Source organism: Glutamicibacter sp. V16R2B1 (assembly GCF_005774635.1).
Lineage (GTDB): Bacteria > Actinomycetota > Actinomycetes > Actinomycetales > Micrococcaceae > Glutamicibacter > Glutamicibacter creatinolyticus.
In genome coordinates, this window is sequence record NZ_VATX01000012.1 from 73,780 (window position 1) to 91,543 (window position 17,764).

15 protein-coding genes are annotated in these 17,764 nt (G+C 66.8%); 10 read left to right on the forward strand and 5 right to left on the reverse strand.

Translation table 11 applies throughout. The features are described 5' to 3' along the window. The first annotated feature begins 135 nt into the window (after window positions 1-135). Window positions 136-1,101: a glycosyltransferase family 9 protein gene (locus FDN03_RS07685; RefSeq protein ID WP_249354420.1), complete on the forward strand. Its 966-nt coding sequence runs from the start codon at window positions 136-138 to the stop codon at window positions 1,099-1,101. 20 nt (window positions 1,102-1,121) lie between these two features. Here the strand turns inward: FDN03_RS07685 and FDN03_RS07690 are convergent, their stop codons facing one another. From FDN03_RS07690 to FDN03_RS07700, 3 genes are all read right to left on the reverse strand, one after another. Next, window positions 1,122-1,844: a hypothetical protein gene (locus tag FDN03_RS07690; RefSeq protein WP_249354422.1), complete on the reverse strand. Its 723-nt coding sequence runs from the start codon at window positions 1,842-1,844 to the stop codon at window positions 1,122-1,124. A gap of 18 nt (window positions 1,845-1,862) precedes the next feature. After that, window positions 1,863-2,657, reverse strand: a complete 795-nt coding sequence (locus FDN03_RS07695) for a sigma-70 family RNA polymerase sigma factor (RefSeq protein ID WP_138175669.1) — start codon at window positions 2,655-2,657, stop codon at window positions 1,863-1,865. Between the two features lie 495 nt (window positions 2,658-3,152). Continuing rightward, a complete protein-coding gene (locus tag FDN03_RS07700) occupies window positions 3,153-3,854 on the reverse strand; it encodes a PepSY domain-containing protein (RefSeq protein WP_171021175.1) in 702 nt (233 codons plus the stop codon). A 473-nt stretch (window positions 3,855-4,327) separates the two neighbouring features. Here FDN03_RS07700 and FDN03_RS07705 point away from each other — a divergent pair, with 473 nt between their 5' ends. The 5 genes from FDN03_RS07705 (at window position 4,328) to FDN03_RS07725 (ending at window position 11,599) form a co-directional block, all read left to right on the forward strand. After that, window positions 4,328-4,813, forward strand: coding sequence for a nucleoside deaminase (locus FDN03_RS07705; protein WP_138175673.1), 486 nt, complete (start codon window positions 4,328-4,330; stop codon window positions 4,811-4,813). Between the two features lie 367 nt (window positions 4,814-5,180). Continuing rightward, window positions 5,181-6,692, forward strand: a complete 1,512-nt coding sequence (locus FDN03_RS07710; RefSeq protein ID WP_138175675.1) for an FAD binding domain-containing protein — start codon at window positions 5,181-5,183, stop codon at window positions 6,690-6,692. Next, window positions 6,689-9,049, forward strand: coding sequence for a xanthine dehydrogenase molybdopterin binding subunit (xdhB, locus tag FDN03_RS07715; RefSeq protein ID WP_138175677.1), 2,361 nt, complete (start codon window positions 6,689-6,691; stop codon window positions 9,047-9,049). The genes FDN03_RS07710 and xdhB overlap by 4 nt, the downstream gene beginning before the upstream one ends. Then, window positions 9,046-9,912 carry a xanthine dehydrogenase accessory protein XdhC gene (gene xdhC / locus FDN03_RS07720; protein WP_138175679.1) on the forward strand — a complete coding sequence of 289 codons (867 nt, stop codon included), beginning with the start codon at window positions 9,046-9,048 and terminating at the stop codon, window positions 9,910-9,912. The genes xdhB and xdhC overlap by 4 nt, the downstream gene beginning before the upstream one ends. Before the next feature lie 142 nt (window positions 9,913-10,054). Beyond that, on the forward strand, window positions 10,055-11,599 hold the full coding sequence (locus FDN03_RS07725) for a nucleobase:cation symporter-2 family protein (RefSeq protein WP_171021176.1): 1,545 nt from the start codon (window positions 10,055-10,057) through the stop codon (window positions 11,597-11,599). Window positions 11,600-11,706: 107 nt separating this feature from the next. On the opposite strand, the gene purB is transcribed toward FDN03_RS07725, so the two are convergent. Next, window positions 11,707-13,113 (reverse strand): adenylosuccinate lyase, encoded by a 1,407-nt coding sequence (purB, locus tag FDN03_RS07730; protein WP_138175683.1) that lies wholly within the window; start codon window positions 13,111-13,113, stop codon window positions 11,707-11,709. A gap of 161 nt (window positions 13,114-13,274) precedes the next feature. On the opposite strand from purB, the gene FDN03_RS07735 reads away from it, so the two are divergent. Together FDN03_RS07735 and FDN03_RS07740 are read left to right on the forward strand one after the other, a co-directional pair. Then, a complete protein-coding gene (locus FDN03_RS07735) occupies window positions 13,275-13,544 on the forward strand; it encodes a hypothetical protein (protein ID WP_054821497.1) in 270 nt (89 codons plus the stop codon). Between the two features lie 2 nt (window positions 13,545-13,546). Further along, window positions 13,547-14,899, forward strand: a complete 1,353-nt coding sequence (locus tag FDN03_RS07740; RefSeq protein ID WP_138175685.1) for a hypothetical protein — start codon at window positions 13,547-13,549, stop codon at window positions 14,897-14,899. Window positions 14,900-14,908: 9 nt separating this feature from the next. Here the strand turns inward: FDN03_RS07740 and FDN03_RS07745 are convergent, their stop codons facing one another. After that, the gene (locus FDN03_RS07745; protein ID WP_138175687.1) at window positions 14,909-15,292 is read right to left on the reverse strand and encodes a phage holin family protein; all 384 of its coding nucleotides are present in this window, start codon (window positions 15,290-15,292) and stop codon (window positions 14,909-14,911) included. Between the two features lie 82 nt (window positions 15,293-15,374). Here FDN03_RS07745 and FDN03_RS07750 point away from each other — a divergent pair, with 82 nt between their 5' ends. Further along, window positions 15,375-16,490 carry a histidinol-phosphate transaminase gene (locus FDN03_RS07750; protein ID WP_138175689.1) on the forward strand — a complete coding sequence of 372 codons (1,116 nt, stop codon included), beginning with the start codon at window positions 15,375-15,377 and terminating at the stop codon, window positions 16,488-16,490. Between the two features lie 119 nt (window positions 16,491-16,609). Then, entirely contained in the window at window positions 16,610-17,755 is a 1,146-nt protein-coding gene (gene pdhA / locus FDN03_RS07755; protein WP_171021177.1) for a pyruvate dehydrogenase (acetyl-transferring) E1 component subunit alpha, read from the forward strand. Window positions 17,756-17,764: the final 9 nt, after the last annotated feature.

Here is a 17,764-nt window from a genome sequence, read left to right on the forward strand (position 1 = left end):
AATTTTTAGGAAATGTGTGCTTCCCTTGGGATTTGCCTGAAACCGTATGGCACAAACCGGTGCCGATCAGCGGCGGATCGTCGGGAAATGCCGCACGGATTGGGCTGTACTCAAGCGTCGTGGAAGGAGCATCCGGTGGGTGAGAAGAAGGATGAAGTGCTGGTGTTGCGGGCACTGAAGCTGGGCGACCTGCTGGTCGCGGTCCCGGCCCTGCGGGCGCTGCGCCGCGCCTTCCCCGAACACCGGATCACCTATGCCGCCCAGTCCTGGCTGCGCCCCATCGTGGACCTGGTGGGCGGCATCGAGCTGCTGGACACCCACGGCCTGGACGTGCCCATCGACCGGGCACCGGGCAGCGTGGATGTGGCGGTGAACCTGCACGGCAACGGCCTGGAGAGCCGTTCGCGCATCGCCGCCCTGGAGGCCAACCGGGTGATAGGTCACCGGGCCGACGGCCAGCAGGGCCCGGAATGGGACCCGGACGCCCACGAACGGGTGCGCTGGAGCCAGCTGGTGCAGTGGCATGGCATCCCATCCGACCCGGCCGACTATTTGCTGCTGCGCCCCGCCGCGCCCAGCCTGGCCCCCGGGGCCGTGGTCATCCACCCGGGCGCCGCCTACGGCAGCCGGCACTGGCCGGTGGAGCGCTTCGCTGCGGTCGCCGGCACCCTGCACGAGGCCGGGCACCAGGTGGTGTTCACCGGCAGCTCCTCCGAACGTCCGCGCGCGTTGGCCGTGGCGGAGGCCTGCGGGCTGGGGGAACAGGCGGTGCTGGCCGGCACGCTGGGGCTGGACGAGTTTGCCGCCCTGGTGGCCGAGGCTGCCTGCGTGGTCTCGGCCGACACCGGGGCCGCCCACCTGGCCTCCGCCTACCAGGTGCCCTCCGTGGTGCTCTTTGGCCCGGCCCCGGTCTCCTCCTGGGGCCCGCCCCCGGGCCCGCACGTGGTGCTCACCGATGAGAGCCTGCGCCGCGGGGAAACCTTCGCCACCGACCCCGACCCGGCCCTGCTGGCGGTGCAGAGCGAAGATGTCATCCACGCGCTGCGGGGGCTGGGGATCCTGCAGGACGCCGGGCGCGCGCAGATACTGCCGGGCAGCTAAGCGCCGTCCGGGGCCCGGACCTAGCGCTGCTCCGGCTCCTGGCCCTTGTTCCGCTCGGCCGCTTCCTCGCTGCGCAGGAAAAACGCGCCCAGCGACCCGGCCAGGGTGGCGAACACCGCGACCGAATACACGGCCAGCACCACTTGCAGGATCCGGGAGAAGGGGTCATCGGCGCTGATGCCTGAACCGGTGATGGTGGCCATGGCGGTCTCAAACAATGCCGTGGAGTACTGGGTACGGGAGCCCATTGCGTAGAGCAGCTGGCTGGCGGCCAGGATGACAATCGCGGTGAACGCGGCCAGCCAGGCGATCCGGCTGCTCAGCAGCCTTCCGGCCGACCTGGAGCCGCGCACCCCGGCGGATACGATCCCGCCCAGCCGGGCCACCCGCAGGGTGCGCACCGCCTGCAGGGCCCTGACAAAACGCAGGAACGGCACCAGCAGGAACAACACCTGCCACCAGTTGTGCCGCCAGAACGTTGCCTGGAAGCGGGCGATATAGGCGCGCAACAGGAACTCCAGGACGAACACGACCCAGCAGATCCAGCCGGTAACAGCCAACGCCTGGGCCCAGTGCGGTTCGGTGACCACCAGCTGCCCGAGCACCACAAAGAGGAAGAACACCCCCAACAAGCCCATGGGCTTATCCAGCCGGTCGGCCAGGTGCTCGGCGGCCCGGATCCGGGCTGCGCCCCGGTCCGGGAGGGCCGGATGCAATTCCCGGCGGTGCTCACGTGGTGCCACGGTGGTGCGGCGCCGCCCTTAGGCGACCCGGGGCCGGTGCTGGCGTGCCGGGGTGCCGCGCTCGCCGGCGGTGTGCGGAAATTGGGCAAGGATGTGGCGCTGCAGCTTTTGCAGGATCCGGGCCAGCGCCCGGGAGACCTGCACCTGGCTCATCCGCATCCGTTCACCGATGAGCTGCTGGCTTTCGTCCTCGAAATAGCGCAGGCGCAGCATCAGCTTCTCATCCGGGTCCAGCTGACGCAGGGCCCCGGAAAGCATCAGTGAATCATCCAGTGCCGCGAACTCGTCATTGCAGGCATCGGGCAGCTGTTCTTCCAAGGTGCGCCCGTTGTGCACCACATCCAGCGAATCCGGGTGCCGGCCCGATTGGGACACCACCGCCTCGGCCACCCGGGGGATCGGCTGGCCCAGGTGAGCCGCCAGTTCATCCAGACGCGGCTCACGGCCCAGCACCTGGCACAGCAGCGGATGTTCACGCCGAATTTCTATCTGCAGCTCCTGGACTTCGCGCGGCGGCTGGATCACCCAGGAGTGGTCGCGCAGGTAGCGCTTGAGCTCCCCGGTGATGGTGGGGCGGGCGAAGGCCACGAAATTGGAGTTCAGACGCGGGTCGAAGCGGCGGGCCGCCTTGACCAGGGCCAGTCGGGCCACCTGGATCAGGTCCTCCAGGTCCGGGCCGTGCTGGCCCATCTGCCGGGCAATGCCGTCGGCCAGCGGCAGGTATTCGTGCACCGCCTGCTCCTCGGTCGCAGTGCGCAGCGCGCCCTTGGGGACGGTGGCGGTGCCCACCTCTGCGCTCCGGTGCTGTGTCACTGGCTTCCTTCCCTTCCTGCTGCTGGCGCCTGCTGTTGCGGCCGGACCGTACCGATTACTGGTCTCGGTCCCCGATGGCCGATGGATTTTTCGGGATGCTCCGCGGCTTCCGTTTCATCCCGCCAACAAGCTAGCCCCCTGCGCCAATCGGCGGGGAGCGCTTTAGGAGAGTTCTAAGGTCACCGTCCTGCGGGGAGCGCGAGGCGGGCCGGCGCGGTGCCGGGGCGGGCGGGGAGGGACACTGCTGCTTCCCCGCAAACAAGCGCTTCGACGCTGGAAGAGAGTGCGGCTTTGAAGAGCTAGCGCATTTGCGCCGTTTTGCCAAGGGCGCCCGGCCGGTTCTGTGTCGGGCCCGTGGCCAGGCGAGCGGCAACAGCGGTCAAAGGCACAGCCATGCCCTGTCCCCAAGGGGAACAGGGCATGGCTGTGTGGGCAGTGGGTACGTTCCCTTGGTCCGGCCCATCGCCGGCGGCGGGGAACCTGACTCCTAGGGGCTTAGTCGTCGCCGGGAACCAGCTTTCCGCTGATGGCATCGACCTTGATCTCGCGGTCCTCGTTCGCGCCGTCCGGGGTGATGTCGAATTCGTAGCGCGGCCCGGCGGACGTGCCCTCCAGCTTCCACTTGTTCACCGCCCCGGCCTGTTCCTGCTGTGCGGTCTTCATCGCATCGTCCAGGGAGACGACCTTGTCCAGGTCCAGGCGCTTCTTGTCCTTCTCGGTGCCGCGCTCATCATCATCCAGGTCATCGGTTTCCTCATTGATCACTTCCCCGGAGTTCGCATCAATGTGGGTCTCGTACTTCTGGGTGTCGTTGATGATCTCGACCTTGTAGGCATACCGTCCGGCGTCATTGGCCTCCAGCTCAATCTTCGAGACCTCGCCGGAGAACTTCTTCTTCGCGCTGTCCACCGCATCCTGCCAGGACGTGTCGAAACTGGTTTGGGACAGGTCGCTCTTCTGCGAACCCGGACTCTGCGATTCCGGGCTCTGCGTGGCCGAATCGGTCGGGGAGGCGGAGGACTGCGAGGCATCTTCGGTGGGGGACGCGCTGGTGCTGGGTGCCGCCTCCTGGCTGCTGGTGGCCGTCGTTGGTTCGGGGCTGTCACCGGTGTTGCCGGAGCATCCGGAGGCCAGCAAGGCAGTGGCGAACGCGAACGTGAGCACTGTCGTGGTCTTCTTCGTGGCACTGGTTTTCATGATTCGCTCCCTAATTCCCTGGGAAGGCCCAACATTAAGAATGCGGGACTTCATGTCTCGGATCGGTTTGTTGCCGGATCGCCGCGGGAAGCCCGCCGCCGGGTCATCCCCGGCCGGTTCACCGGCCTGGTCGCGCGGTGCCGCCTTTAGCGGGCACCCAAGGCCATGTTTTCCACTGGGTGCACGACAGGTCAAGCACCGGCGGGACTCTGGCAGTCAGCGTCCATCTGGCGTTCATCCGCTGGCCGTGCCGGTGCCATGCGCCCGGGTGTGCACCGGTACGACGAAGCGAGGGAACGACACAATATGGCTTGGCTCACAGTGGACTGCTACCCTCGGATCATGGCTACGGCGGGCCTCGGATCAGGGGCTATCTACCGGGCATGCTGTTGAACCTACCGAGTTGGTGGGCTGAGTTGCTGTCCGTTTCCGGCGGCATGTCGGCCTGCCGTACGAGCCGCGAGGAGCCCCAGATGAGTGCGACCATTGCCGACCAGAAGTACCTGTCAATGGCCATTGACATCGCCAGCAACAATGTCAAAAACAGCGGCGGCCCCTTTGGTGCGCTGATCCTGGCGCCCGACGGGCGCACCTTTGAAGGCGTCAACCGGGTCACCGCGAACAACGACCCCACCGCCCATGCCGAAGTGGTCGCCATCCGCACCGCGGCCGAGCAAATGGGCACCTTCACCCTGGCTGGCTGCATCCTCTACACCAGCTGCGAGCCCTGCCCGATGTGCCTGGCCTCCGCGCTCTGGGCCCGCGTCGACCGGGTCGTATTCGCCGCGGACCGCCATGACGCTGAACGCTCCGGCTTCGATGACGCGGTGTTCTATGACTACTTTGGCCCCGATTCGGATCGCTCCCTGATGCCGGTGGAACGCCAGCTGTTCGAGGCCGAAGAGCACCTGCAACCGTTCGAGATCTGGGATGGCCTGGAAGTGCGCACGGAATACTAAGCCGTCGCTGCCGGCAGGCCGCTGGCGTCACGAACGCCTCCGGAAGCAGCGAACCATGGTGCACCAAAGCCTGCTGTGATATGCTTCACAACAATCGTTTGAAATCGATTTCTCGCGATCCGAAATTTCTTGGAGGACCGTCATGGGTGGATCCGTTGTCTGGGCGAAGGGACAGATTGCCCACGGAGCTTAACGGCGCCAGCGCGCCGCCAGCCAGTTTTCCGTTGAGTCATTGAACTCCGGCCACCCAACTGGTGCCCAGGCCGCTGCCTGCCCCTTCGCCGAACGCGTTGCCCCGGCGAAGATGACCACCAGCTCACTTTCACCCACTGTGCTTCCCTCTCTGGGGAAGTAGGAGGCAAGCGGCATGACCGCCGAGATCACTGAACAAACCCGGTGCCAGGTCACCGTTAATGGAACCGCCCGCGAATTCACCGGCCCACCGCACACCAACGCGCTGAACTTCCTGCGCGGCGAGGGGCTGACCGGAGCCAAGGAAGGCTGCGCCGAAGGCGAATGCGGCGCCTGCGCCATCCTGGTCGCCCGCCCCGACGGGCAGGGCACCCGCTGGACCGCACTGAACTCCTGCCTGCTGCCGGCCGCGGCGCTGGACGGACAGGAAGTGCTCACCGCGGAAGGCCTGGGTGGACCGGGCGACCTGCACCCGGTCCAGGAACAGCTGGCCGAACGCGGCGGCTCCCAGTGCGGCTACTGCACGCCCGGATTCGTATGCAGCATGGCCGCCGAATACTACCGCCCCGAACGCGCCGAACCGTCCCGGAACGCCGAACACGACGGCCAGCTGGCCGAGCACGAATGCGGGCCCAACGGGTTTGACCTGCATGCCCTGTCCGGCAACCTGTGCCGCTGCACCGGCTACCGTCCGATCCGGGACGCCGCCTACGCGCTGGGGCAGCCGGAGGCCGGGGACGAACTGGCCCTGCGCCGTCAGCAGGCCGCACCGGCACCGGCCGTCACCGACCTTTATAGGGCCGACACCCCCACCGGTGAACCCGGACGCTATCGCCGGCCGGCCAGCCTGGAGCAGGCGCTGCAGATCCTGGCCGAGGAACCCGACGTGCTGCCCATTGCCGGTGGCACCGACTGGGGTGTGGAGGTCAACCTGAAGGGAGCCCGGGCCCGCTCGCTGCTGGCCATCGACCGGCTGGCCGAACTGCGCCAGATCCAGGTGCGCCAGGACCGAATCGTGATCGGCGCGGCCTGCACGCTGAGCGAACTGGAACGCGGGCTGGCCGGGCGCGTCCCGCTGCTGGGCCAGCTGTTCGGGCAGTTCGCCTCCAGGCTGATCCGCAACGGGGCCACCATCGGCGGCAACCTGGGCACCGGCTCACCCATCGGGGACACCCCGCCGGCGCTGCTGGCCCTGGAGGCCGAACTGGTGCTCAGCTCCACCGCCGGGCAGCGGATGGTGCCGCTGTCCCAGTACTTCACCGGGTACCGACAAACTGTCAAGGCCCCCGAGGAACTGATCACCGCCATCAGCATCCCGTCGCCGCTGGCGCCGCTGACCTCCTTCCAGAAGATCGCCAAGCGCCGCTTCGACGACATCTCCAGCGTCGCCATCGGCTATGCCGTGGACGTCCAGGACGGGGTCATCACCAAGGCCCGCATCGGGCTGGGCGGGGTGGCCGCCACCCCGCTGCGCGCCACCGCCACCGAGGCCATGCTCGAAGGCCGCGCCTGGCAGCTGGAGACCCTGCACGCCGCGGCCGAGGTCATGGCGCAGGAGGGAACCCCCATGGATGATCACCGCGCCAGCTCAAACTACCGCAAGGCCATGCTCGGCTCCTCCCTGGAGCGCTTCTTTGCCCAGCAGCTTGGCCGCACCCCAGCTTCGAAGGGAGAGCACCACTCATGAGCCAGCTATCGCAGCGCCCCACCGGGGCCATTGTCGGCGAAAGCCACCCGCACGAATCCGCTCTCGCGCACGTGACCGGCACCGCCCTGTACACCGATGACCTGTACCAGCGGATGGTCGGCGTGCTGCACGCCTACCCGGTGCAGTCCACCCACGCCCACGCCCGAATCCTGAGCCTGGACCCCACCCCGGCCCTGAAGGTCCCGGGTGTGGTCAGGGTCATCACCGCCGCGGACATCCCCGGGGTGAACGACCAGGGCACGAAGCATGACGAGCCGATGATCCCACCCGAAGAAGTCATGTTCTACGGTCAGGCGGTGGCCTGGGTTCTCGGTGAAGACCTGGAGGCCGCCAAGGCCGGGGCCGCCGCCGTTGCGGTGGACTACGAGCCGCTGCCCTCGCTGATCACGTTGTCCGAGGCGATTGCCGCCGAAAGTTTCCATGGCATCCAGCCGGTGATCAACAAGGGTGAGCCCGGGGCCGCGCTGGCGGAGGCGGCACACGTGTTCGAGGGGGACTTTGAGTTCTCCGGGCAGGAACACTTCTACCTGGAAACCCAGAACTCGCTGGCCTACGTGGATGAGGGCGGGCAGCTGATGATCCAGTCCTCCACCCAGCACCCCACCGAAACCCAGGACATCGTCTCGCACGTGCTGGATCTGCCGGCCCACCAGATCACCGTTCAGGTGCTGCGCATGGGCGGGGCATTTGGCGGGAAGGAAATGCAGTCCCACGGCTATGCGGCCCTGGCCGGGCTGGGGGCGCTGCTCACCGGTCGGCCGGTGCGGGTGCGCCTGGACCGCACCCTGGACATGACCATGACCGGCAAACGCCACGGCTTCTACGCCAGCTGGAAGATCGGGTTCGACCAGGACGGCCGGATCCTGGGGCTGGATGCCACGCTGACCTCCGATGGCGGGTGGAGCCTGGACATGTCTGAACCGGTGCTCACCCGCGCGCTGTGCCACATCGACAACGCCTACTGGATCCCGAACATCCGGGTGCACGGGCGGGTGGCCAAATGCCACAAGACCTCCCAAACCGCGTTCCGCGGCTTCGGCGGGCCGCAGGGCATGCTCATCATGGAAGACATCCTGGGCCGGGTGGCACCGCAGCTGGGGATCCCGGCGCGTGAGCTGCGCCGGCGAAACTTCTACACCCAGGGGCAGGACACCCCCTACTACCAGCCGGTGCGCCACGCCGAGCGCATCGACGCCGTGTGGCAGCAGGTACTCGACGAGGCAGATATCGTCCGCCGGGAAAAGGAAATCGCCGAATTCAATGCCGGCACTGAGCACACCAAGCGTGCGCTGGCGCTGACCCCGGTCAAGTTCGGGATCTCCTTCAACCTCACCGCCTTCAACCAGGGCGGGGCCCTGGTGCTGGTCTACAAGGACGGTACCGTGCTGGTGAACCACGGCGGCACCGAGATGGGCCAGGGCCTGCACCAAAAGATCCTGCAGGTCGCCGCGACCAGCCTGGGGGTGCCGCTGTCCACGGTGCGCATCGCCGCGACCCGCACCGACAAGGTGCCCAACACCTCGGCTACCGCAGCCAGCTCCGGCAGCGACCTGAACGGCGGGGCGGTGAAGGACGCCTGTGAACAAATCCAGGCCCGGCTGGCGCAGGTTGCCGCCGTGCAGTTGGGCGTGCCGGCCCATGAGGTCCGCTTCCAGGGAGGGATCATCACCGGCCTGAGCACCAAGAAAACCCTGGAATGGGCCGAACTGGTGCGCACCGCCTACTTCCAGCGCATCCAGCTCTCCGCCGCCGGCTTCTACCGAACGGAGGGGCTGCACTGGGACCTGGGCGCGATGCGCGGGGAGCCATTCAAGTACTTCGCCTGCGGGGCCGCCGCCACCGAGGTGGAGGTCAGCCGCTTCGACGGCTCCTACACGGTGCGCCGCGTGGACATCGTGCACGACGTGGGGGACTCGCTCTCCCCGATGATCGACGTGGGACAGATTGAGGGCGGGTTCGTGCAGGGCCTGGGTTGGCTCACCCTGGAGGACCTGCGCTGGGACACCAGCGACCGGCCCACCCGGGGCCGGCTGGCCACCCAGGCGGCCAGCACCTACAAGATCCCCAGCTTCTCCGAAATGCCCGAGACCTTTAATGTGGCCCTGCTGGACAAGTCCCACGAGGACGGGGCGGTCTACGGCTCCAAGGCGGTGGGTGAACCGCCGTTCATGCTTGCCTTCTCCGTGCGGGAGGCGCTGCGCCAGGCGGTCGCGGCCTTCGCCGCTGCCGGAACCGGGGTGCAGCTGGCCTCCCCGGCCACCCCGGAAGCCGTCTACTGGGCCATTGACGCGGTCCGCCAGCGCGCCGCATCCCCGGCGGTGAGCCTGACGCCATGACCTGGATCCAGGATCTGTCCCGGCTGCGTGAGCAGCGCACCCCGGCCGTGCTGGTGACCGTCGCAGCCGTGCGCGGTCACGCCCCGCGCGAGGCCGGGGCCAAGATGGTGGTCACCGCCGAGGCGATCTTCCAGACCATCGGCGGCGGCAACCTGGAGATGAGCATGATCACCCGGGCCCGGCAGCTGCTGGCGGAGGGGAGCAGCGAACCGCAGATGTTCACGCTGCGGCTAAACGACAAGGCCCCGGCCACCTACGGCCGGCAGTGCTGCGGAGGAGAGGTGACCATCTTGCTTGAACCCCAGGCGGTGCCCACCGCGGTGGCGATCTTCGGGGTCGGGAACGTGGGCATGGAACTGGCCCGGATCCTGGCCCGCCACGACATGGAACTGTACCTGAGCGACTCCCGGCCCGAACAGCTGGAGCAGTTGGCGGCCCTGGAACCCCCGGTGGCCCGCCTCCACGCCCAGCCGGCGCTGCTGGGGGAGGAGGTCCTGACCCGCTTGCCGGCCGGAACCCACGTTTTGATCATGACCCACGACCACGCCGAGGACTTCCACCTGTGCGATGCGGCCCTGCGCCGCACGGACCTCGGCTCGGTGGGGCTGATCGGCTCCAATGCCAAATGGCAGCGATTCCGCAAAAACCTTGCGGCCAGCGGCCATGAAGAGCACGACATCCAAAGAATCGACTGCCCCATCGGGCTGCCGCAGGTGGCCGGGAAAACCCCGGCCACCATCGCGGTCAGTGTCGCCGCCGACCTGCTGGCCCGGCTCAGCCGGGCGGCAGCACCGACCAACGCCACAGAACCAACGTCCCACACGGACAGCCACCCAAGGGCCGAACAACCAGCGGCCTGCTGAAAACCCAATAACCCGTCTTCAACGCCCGGCCTTGAGGAGCCGTGCGCTCTTTGGCGATGCCAAAAACACCGGCAACACCCCTTCTACCGTCTTCACCATTCACCGTCATCACCAACCACACCACCATCACTAGGAGGTCATAGTGGGTGCACTACAAGGCAAGGACATCAAGGGCAGACGCCCGGAAGATGAGAAGCTGCCGCTGGGCCGCAGCTTCGCCTATGGTCTGCAGCATGTGCTGACCATGTACGGCGGGATCATCGCCCCGCCGCTGATCGTTGGCGGGGCCGCCGGCCTGAGCAGCGCCGAAATCGGTGTGCTGGTGGCCAGCTGCCTGTTCATCGGCGGGCTGGCCACCATCCTGCAGACCATTGGCATCCCGTTCTTCGGGGCCCAGCTGCCCCTGGTGCAGGGGGTCTCCTTCGCCTCGGTCGCCACCCTGGTGGCCATCGTCAACGGCGGTGGGGGCATGCCCGCGGTCTTCGGCGCGGTGCTGGTCGCCTCGCTCATCGGGTTCATCATCGCCCCGTTCTTCGCCCGGATCATCCGGTTCTTCCCGCCGGTGGTCACCGGCGTGGTGATCACGATGATCGGGCTGTCGCTGACCCCGGTGGCGGCGAACTGGGCCATGGGCGGGGACGCGAGTGCGCCGGAATACGGCAGCCTGGCCAACATTGGGCTGGCCGCGCTGACCCTGGCCATCGTCCTGCTGCTGTCCAAGATCGGTTCCCCGGGCATCTCCCGGCTCTCGATCCTGCTGGCCATCGTCATCGGCACCATCATCGCGGCACTGACCGGGATGGCGGACTTCTCCAAGGTCGGCGAGGGCGCGTTCTTCGCCTTCCCGCAGCCGCTGGCCTTCGGCTGGCCGGTGTTTGAAATCGGCGGGATCATCTCGATGACCATCGTGGTGCTGGTGACCCTGACCGAAACCACTGCCGACATCCTGGCGGTGGGTGAGATTGCCAAGACCAAGGTGAACTCAAAGCGCATCGCCGACGGGCTGCGCGCGGACATGGCCTCCTCGGTGCTGGCCCCGATCTTCAACACCTTCACCCAGACGGCGTTCGCGCAGAACGTGGGCCTGGTGGCCATCACCGGTGTCACCAGCCGGTTCGTGGTGGCCGCCGGCGGCGGCATCCTGGTGGTCCTGGGCCTGCTGCCGGTGCTGGGCCGGGTGGTGGCCGCGGTGCCGGCACCGGTGTTGGGTGGCGCAGGCATCGTCCTGTTCGGCACGGTGGCCGCCTCGGGCATCCGCACCCTGTCCAGCGTGAAGTATGACGGGCTGAACCTGGTGGTGGTCGCCGCATCCATCGCGTTTGGCTGCCTGCCCATCGTCAGTCCCGGCATCTACCAGAACTTCCCGGAATGGTTCGCCACCATCTTCGACTCGGGGATCTCCTCGGCCGCCCTGATGGCCGTGCTGCTGAACCTGTTGTTCAACGAGATGAAATTCGGGACCCCGGCCAAGGACGCCTCCGTGTTTGCCGCCGCCCCACCGCGCATGGTGCGGGAGGAAGAAGTGTGCGGCCTGCTGGACGGGGACTACTTCGCCTCCGGAAAGCTGGTCGACAAGGACGGGTACGAGGTACCGGTGGTCACCGAGGAGGAACTCCAGCAAATCCAGACCGGGGCGCTGCCGTTGCCGGAGCCGCGCAGGTTCCAGGCCGAGGTCGAGGAACGGTAAGCGGCGCGGGTCCGGCCCGTGAGAACTCCGAGACCCGGAGGAAACCCGTGGGCCGGGCGCCTGAGAACAGGCGCCCGGCCCACGGGTCTTAACGGCTGCTGCCGGGTTTACTTCAGGTGATCCACCAGCTGGGCGGCGATCCCGTTGTAGGTCCCCGGGGTCAGCGCCTGCAGACGCTGTTCGGCCTCTGCCGAGAGCCCCAGCTCGCCGACGAATTCCTTCAGGCGGGCGGCATCCACGCGGTGTCCGCGGGTCAGGTCCTTCAGCCGCTCGTACGGGTTGTCCATGCCCTGGACCCCGGCGATGGCCTCGGCACGCATCACCATCTGGATGGCCTCGGCCAGCACCTCCCAGTTGTGGTCCAGGTCCTCGGCCAGCACGGTCTCGGCAACATCCAGACGATCCAGGCCCTTGGCGACATTGGAGATGGCCAGCAGCGAGTGCCCCACCCCGGTGCCGATGTTGCGCTGCGAGGAGGAATCGGTCAGGTCGCGCTGCCAGCGGCTGGTGACCAGGGTGGCCGCCAGGGTGTCGAGCACACCGTTGGAGATCTCCAGGTTCGCCTCGGCGTTCTCGAAGCGGATCGGGTTGACCTTGTGCGGCATGGTGGAGGAACCGGTGGCCCCGGCCACCGGGATCTGCACGAAGTAGCCGATGGAGATGTAGCTCCAGATGTCGGTGCACAGGTTGTGCAGGATCCGGTTGAAGCGGGCGATGTCCGCGTACAGTTCCGCCTGCCAGTCGTGCGACTCGATCTGGGTGGTCAGCGGGTTCCAGGTCAGGCCCAGGTGTTCGACGAAGGACTTGGACACCTGCTGCCAGTCGGCGCCGGGCACCGAGGCGTAGTGGGCGGCGTAGGTGCCGGTGGCGCCGTTGATCTTGCCCAGGAACTCGGTCTTGGCGATGCGCTGAAGCTGACGGGTCAGGCGCCAGGCCAACACGGCCAGTTCCTTGCCCAGGGTGGTCGGGGTGGCCGGCTGGCCGTGGGTGCGCGAAAGCATCGGCACCTCGCGGGACTCCTCGGCCATCTTGGTCAGCTGGGCGACCAGGTCGCGGGCCGCGGGCAGCCAGACGTTTTCGATCCCGCCCTTGATGCCCACCGCGTAGGAGAGGTTGTTGATGTCTTCGCTGGTGCAGCCAAAGTGCACCAGGGGCTTGAGCTGAGCAATGCCGATGCCCTCCAGACGGTTGGCAATGTAGTACTCTACGGCCTTCACATCATGCACGGTCACGGCCTCGATCTCGGCCAGTTCCTTGACCGAGTCGGCGTTGAAGTCGGTGACGATCTTGCGCAGCGCGGTCTTCTGCTCATCGCTCAGCGGCGAGGTCCCGGGCAACACCGAATGATCGGTGAGGTGGATCAGCCATTCAATCTCAACATGGACCCGGTCGCGGTTCAGGGCCGCTTCGGAGAGGTAGTCGACCAGCGGGGCGACCGCCGAACGGTAGCGGCCGTCGAGAGCACCAAGTGCCAACGGTTCATTTGCAAGGGAAGTGCGCGCATTCTCAGACATGCCCATATTCTTTCATCACTTGTGGCCAAGCACATCTTTTACGCCGCCCCAGACCCTCCACAACCCGCGGGATGGGACCGCCCGCAACGGCGGGCAGCACCCATGCTGGGTCAGAACGGGAGGTGAGGCCCGCAGAACTTTCATACTGGAGGTGCACGGCAATGTTCAACGCAACATTGGATTCGGTGGGGGCCGCCCTGGCCGAGGCCCGGGAAGCCGCTGATTTGGCGATCCGCGAATTAACGGCAATCCATGCCCTGACATGGCACACCGAGACCGGGCAGGCTTTCATCCGGCGCAGCGGCGAGCTTGCGGCGGAGATCAACCGGCTTTGCGGACACATCACCCAAACCCAGGACGAGCTCCTTGCGGCCCGCCGCGAACTTGATGAACTGGAGACCCGGATCCTGCGGCTGCAGCTGGCGGCGTAGCCATGGGCTATGAGATCAATTACAGCGAAAAGGATTACGCGGCCGCCGCACACGGCTGTGCCCGCGCCGCCGAGGCGCTGCACCGGGTGCAGCAGCTGCTGGGCTCCACCCAGGGCAGGATCCTGCTCAGCGCCGCCGAGGCCAGGCTCACTGCGGCCCAGGCCGGACTGGTCCCACCGCTGGTGCATCTGACCCAGCTGGCCGAGCTGGTGCAGCAGGGCACGGCTGCCGCCAACGACGCCCAGGGCAATGCCGGGGAATTGGGGACAAGGGTGGGGCAGGCGATGGACAACGCCCGGGCCGCGGAGCACCGGGTTGTCACCCTGCTGGCGCTGCTGAGTTCACCGCGCACCATCACCGAATTCGTCGGCGAGTGGTGGAGCACCCGGGGCAGCCCGCCGCGGGACAGCACCGAGCGGATGCTGGAACTGCTCGGAGTGCTGCTGCGGGCCCCGCTTGACCCGTTCAATCAACCCGACCCGCACCAGCGCCAAGTGGATGAATTCCTGGAAGACCTCACCCGCGTCTTGGATGGGAATCAGCAGCTGCCAGTGCAGTCCATCCGGATCCGGCACAGCGAAGCATTGCCTCCCCTGGAATTGGACGGGGGCCTGGAGGGCTACTACCGGCTGCAGGCCGAGGTGCTGCGCCAGGAGTCACGGATCCTCGTCGGCAAGACCTTGCAGGATGGTGAGGAAACCTTCGTGGTGATCCTTCCGGGCACCCACGGCGAGCTTGGGGAGCAGAACCCTTTTGACGCCCGGGGAATCCTGGATTCGCTGGGCCAGGATTCCGGGAACTATATTCCTCCGGTCCTGCAGGCGCTGCGGCAAAGCGGTGCACGGGAGGGCAGCCGGATCATCTTCAGCGGCCACTCCCAGGGCGGGGTGCACGCGGTGAACCTTGCCAAGAACCCGCTGATTGGTCAGAAGTTCAAAGTCCAAGCGGTGCTCACCCTCGGAGCACCGATCGGCAACGTGCAGTTGCCGCAGCAGATTATGGCGCTGCACGTGGAGGACGCCTCCGACCCGGTCCCCGGGCTGGACGGGCGCGCCAACCGGCGCCGGCCCCGGCAGCTGACGGTGACCTTTCGTGGGCCGGAGAACCCCGGGGCGTTGCCCAAGGGCACCTTCGGGCCCGGGCATACACTGCAAAACTACGGGAACCATTTGCGGCAGCTACAGCGGCAACCGGCCCGGGATCTATCCCCGGTGCTGCGCGGATTGCGCTTTGAACCGGGTCCGATGCAGCTGCGCGGGTTCACCTTGCGACGCATCCCACCGGAACGTCCCAAGACGCCCACTCGTAGGGACGAGAATTACCGCAAGCTCGGGCAGATCGCCCCACCGCGTTAGGGCCGCTGGCTACCGTTCAATCAGGGCGAAACGCCCCAGGATCGCCGAGACGATGGAGACGATGATCGTGCCCCAAATCGCGTCCCACCAGAAGGCGTTGACGCTGAGCCCCACCGGTAGGAACTGGGTCAGCCAGGCGGTGAGCATTAACATGCCGGCGTTGATGATGATCGTGAAGATCCCCAGCGTCAAGCAGGTCAGCGGCAGCGACAGGAAGGCGATCACCGGGCGGATCAGCGCATTAACCAGCCCGAAGACCAGCGCGACAACCAGGTAGGCGATGACCCGCGAGAACGTGGTGTCCTCGGCGGGAATGACGTTGATGCCCGGAACCACCCAGACGGCGGCGGCCAAGGCCAAGGCGTTGACGATGACTCGTAGCAGGAAGCTCATGGCACTAGCTTTTCACATTCACCGGGGTATGAGCTGGAAAAACACCATGCCCGCTGGGGCTGCGCACCGATAAGCTGGCTTCATGAGTGAGAACCCCGTAACCCATGATCCGGTGCAGCCCCGTCCCGTGGTTGCCCGGTTGCCGAAATATGCCGCAGGGAAGCCGCCGGTGCAGGTGCCGGGGCTGACCCCCTACAAGTTGGCCTCAAACGAGAACCCCTTCGGGCCCTTGGAGGAGGTTCGCCAAGCCATTGCCGCCGAGGCCTACATCAACCGCTACCCGGACACCGCCTCCACCGAGCTGTGCTCCCAGCTGGCCCCGATGCTGGGCGTGCCGGCCGAGGACATCGTCACCGGCGCCGGGTCGCTCGGTGCCCTGACCCAGATCCTGGCCACCTTCGCCGGCGCCAACGAGGACGGAATCCAAGATGAGGTGATCTTCGCCTGGCGTTCCTTTGAGGCCTACCCCATCGTGGTGCAGACCGCCGGAGCACTTCCGGTCCCGGTGCCGCTGCTGGAGGACGGCCGCCACGATCTGCAGGCCATGGCCGAGGCCATCAACGAGAACACCTCGGTGATTCTGCTGTGCACCCCGAACAACCCGACTGGTCCGATCCTGACCCAGGGGGAAGTCGATGACTTCATTGCCCGGGTTCCGAAGAATGTGCTGATTGTCCTGGACGAGGCCTACACCGAGTTCGTGCGCGACTCGCAGGCGGTGGACGGGGTGAAGACCTACCAGCAGCACCGCAACGTAGTGGTGCTGCGCACCTTCTCCAAGGCCCATGCCCTGGCGAACCTGCGCGTCGGCTACTCGATCTCGCAACCCGAAATCACCAACTACATCCGCCTGGTCGCCACCCCGTTTGCGGTTTCCAGCGTGGCCCAGCAGGCGGCGATCGCCTCGCTGAAGCACCTAGACCAGGTGATGGCCCGGGTGGACTCGCTGGTGGAGGAACGCGAACGGGTTGTGGCCGGGCTCAAGGAGCTGGGCTGGAAGATCCCGGTGACCGAGGCGAACTTCGTCTGGCTGCCGCTGGGGGAGCAGACGATGCAGTTCGTGGCGTTGGCCGAGGAACGCGCGCTCTCGGTGCGCGGCTTCGCTGGTGAAGGGGTGCGGGTTTCGATTGGCGAGGTCGAGGCCAACGACCGCTTCCTGGAACTATGCCGCGAGAATGCGGGATTGCTAACCCCGTAGAACCGCGCCAAATCTCGCAATTGGCACGAGGGTGCCGCTAGGCTTGATCCCAGGACAAGCCGTATATGTCTCATGCGGAATGTATTCCGCATGAGGCATATTTGATTGAAGGGAAACGCATGCCCTCTAGTGCAGCCGAGGCATCGGATCAGGAGTTCATCCAGTTACTGACTCCGGACGGCAAACGGCACTCCCATGAGTTCTACGATGCCTACCTGCAGGATGTGGACGAGCAAATGCTGCGGGACTTCTACCGCGACATGGCCCTCACCCGCCGCTTCGATGCGGAGGCCACCGCCCTGCAGCGCCAGGGGCAGCTGTGCCTCTGGGTTCCGCTGCGCGGGCAGGAGGCGGCGCAGATCGCCTCGGGCCGGGCCACCCGCCCGGAGGACTACATCTTCCCCACCTACCGCGAACACGGGGTGGCGCTGACCCGCAACGTCGACTTCTCCGAAATGCTGCGCCTCTTTCGCGGCATCTCCGGCGGGGGCTGGGATCCGCGGGAGAACAACTTCCACATGTACACCATGGTGCTCGCCGCCCAGCTGCCGCACGCCACCGGATACGGCATGGCGGTGAATCTGGAACAGCACGACTGGGATGAGCAGCGCCGCGCCACCGAGGGCGAGGCCGTGATGGCCTACTTCGGTGACGGGTCCTCCACGGAGGGTGAGACCCACGAATCCATGGTCTTCGCCGCCAGCTTCAACGCCCCGGTGGTCTTCTTCTGCCAGAACAACCAGTGGGCCATTTCCGTGCCGTTCGAGGTCCAGTCCAAGGTGCCGCTGGTGCAGCGCGCCGCCGGCTATGGGATGCCGGGCCTGCAGGTGGACGGCAACGACGTGCTGGCAGTGCTGGCCGCCACCCGCTGGGCGCTGGAGCACGCGCGCAGCGGCAAGGGCCCGGTGCTCATAGAGGCGATCACCTACCGCCTGGGCGCGCACACCACCGCCGATGATCCGACCAAGTACCGCCAGAGCGCGGAGGAGCAGTCTTGGGATCCCAAGGACCCGCTGGTCCGCCTGGAAACCTACCTGCGCGAGCAGGGGCTGGTGGATGACGAGTTCTTCGAACAGCTGGCCCGCGACGGCGATGAGATGGCCGCCCGGGTGCGCAAGGACGCCATGGCCTTCCCGGTCCCGTCCCTGGCCGAGGTCTTCGAGCACGTCTACGCCGAGGCGCACCCGCTGGTGAAGGAAGAACTGCAATGGCACCTGGAGTATGAAGCAGGATTCGCCGACCAGGCCGGAAACGAGGGCAAGTAACCGTGAGCA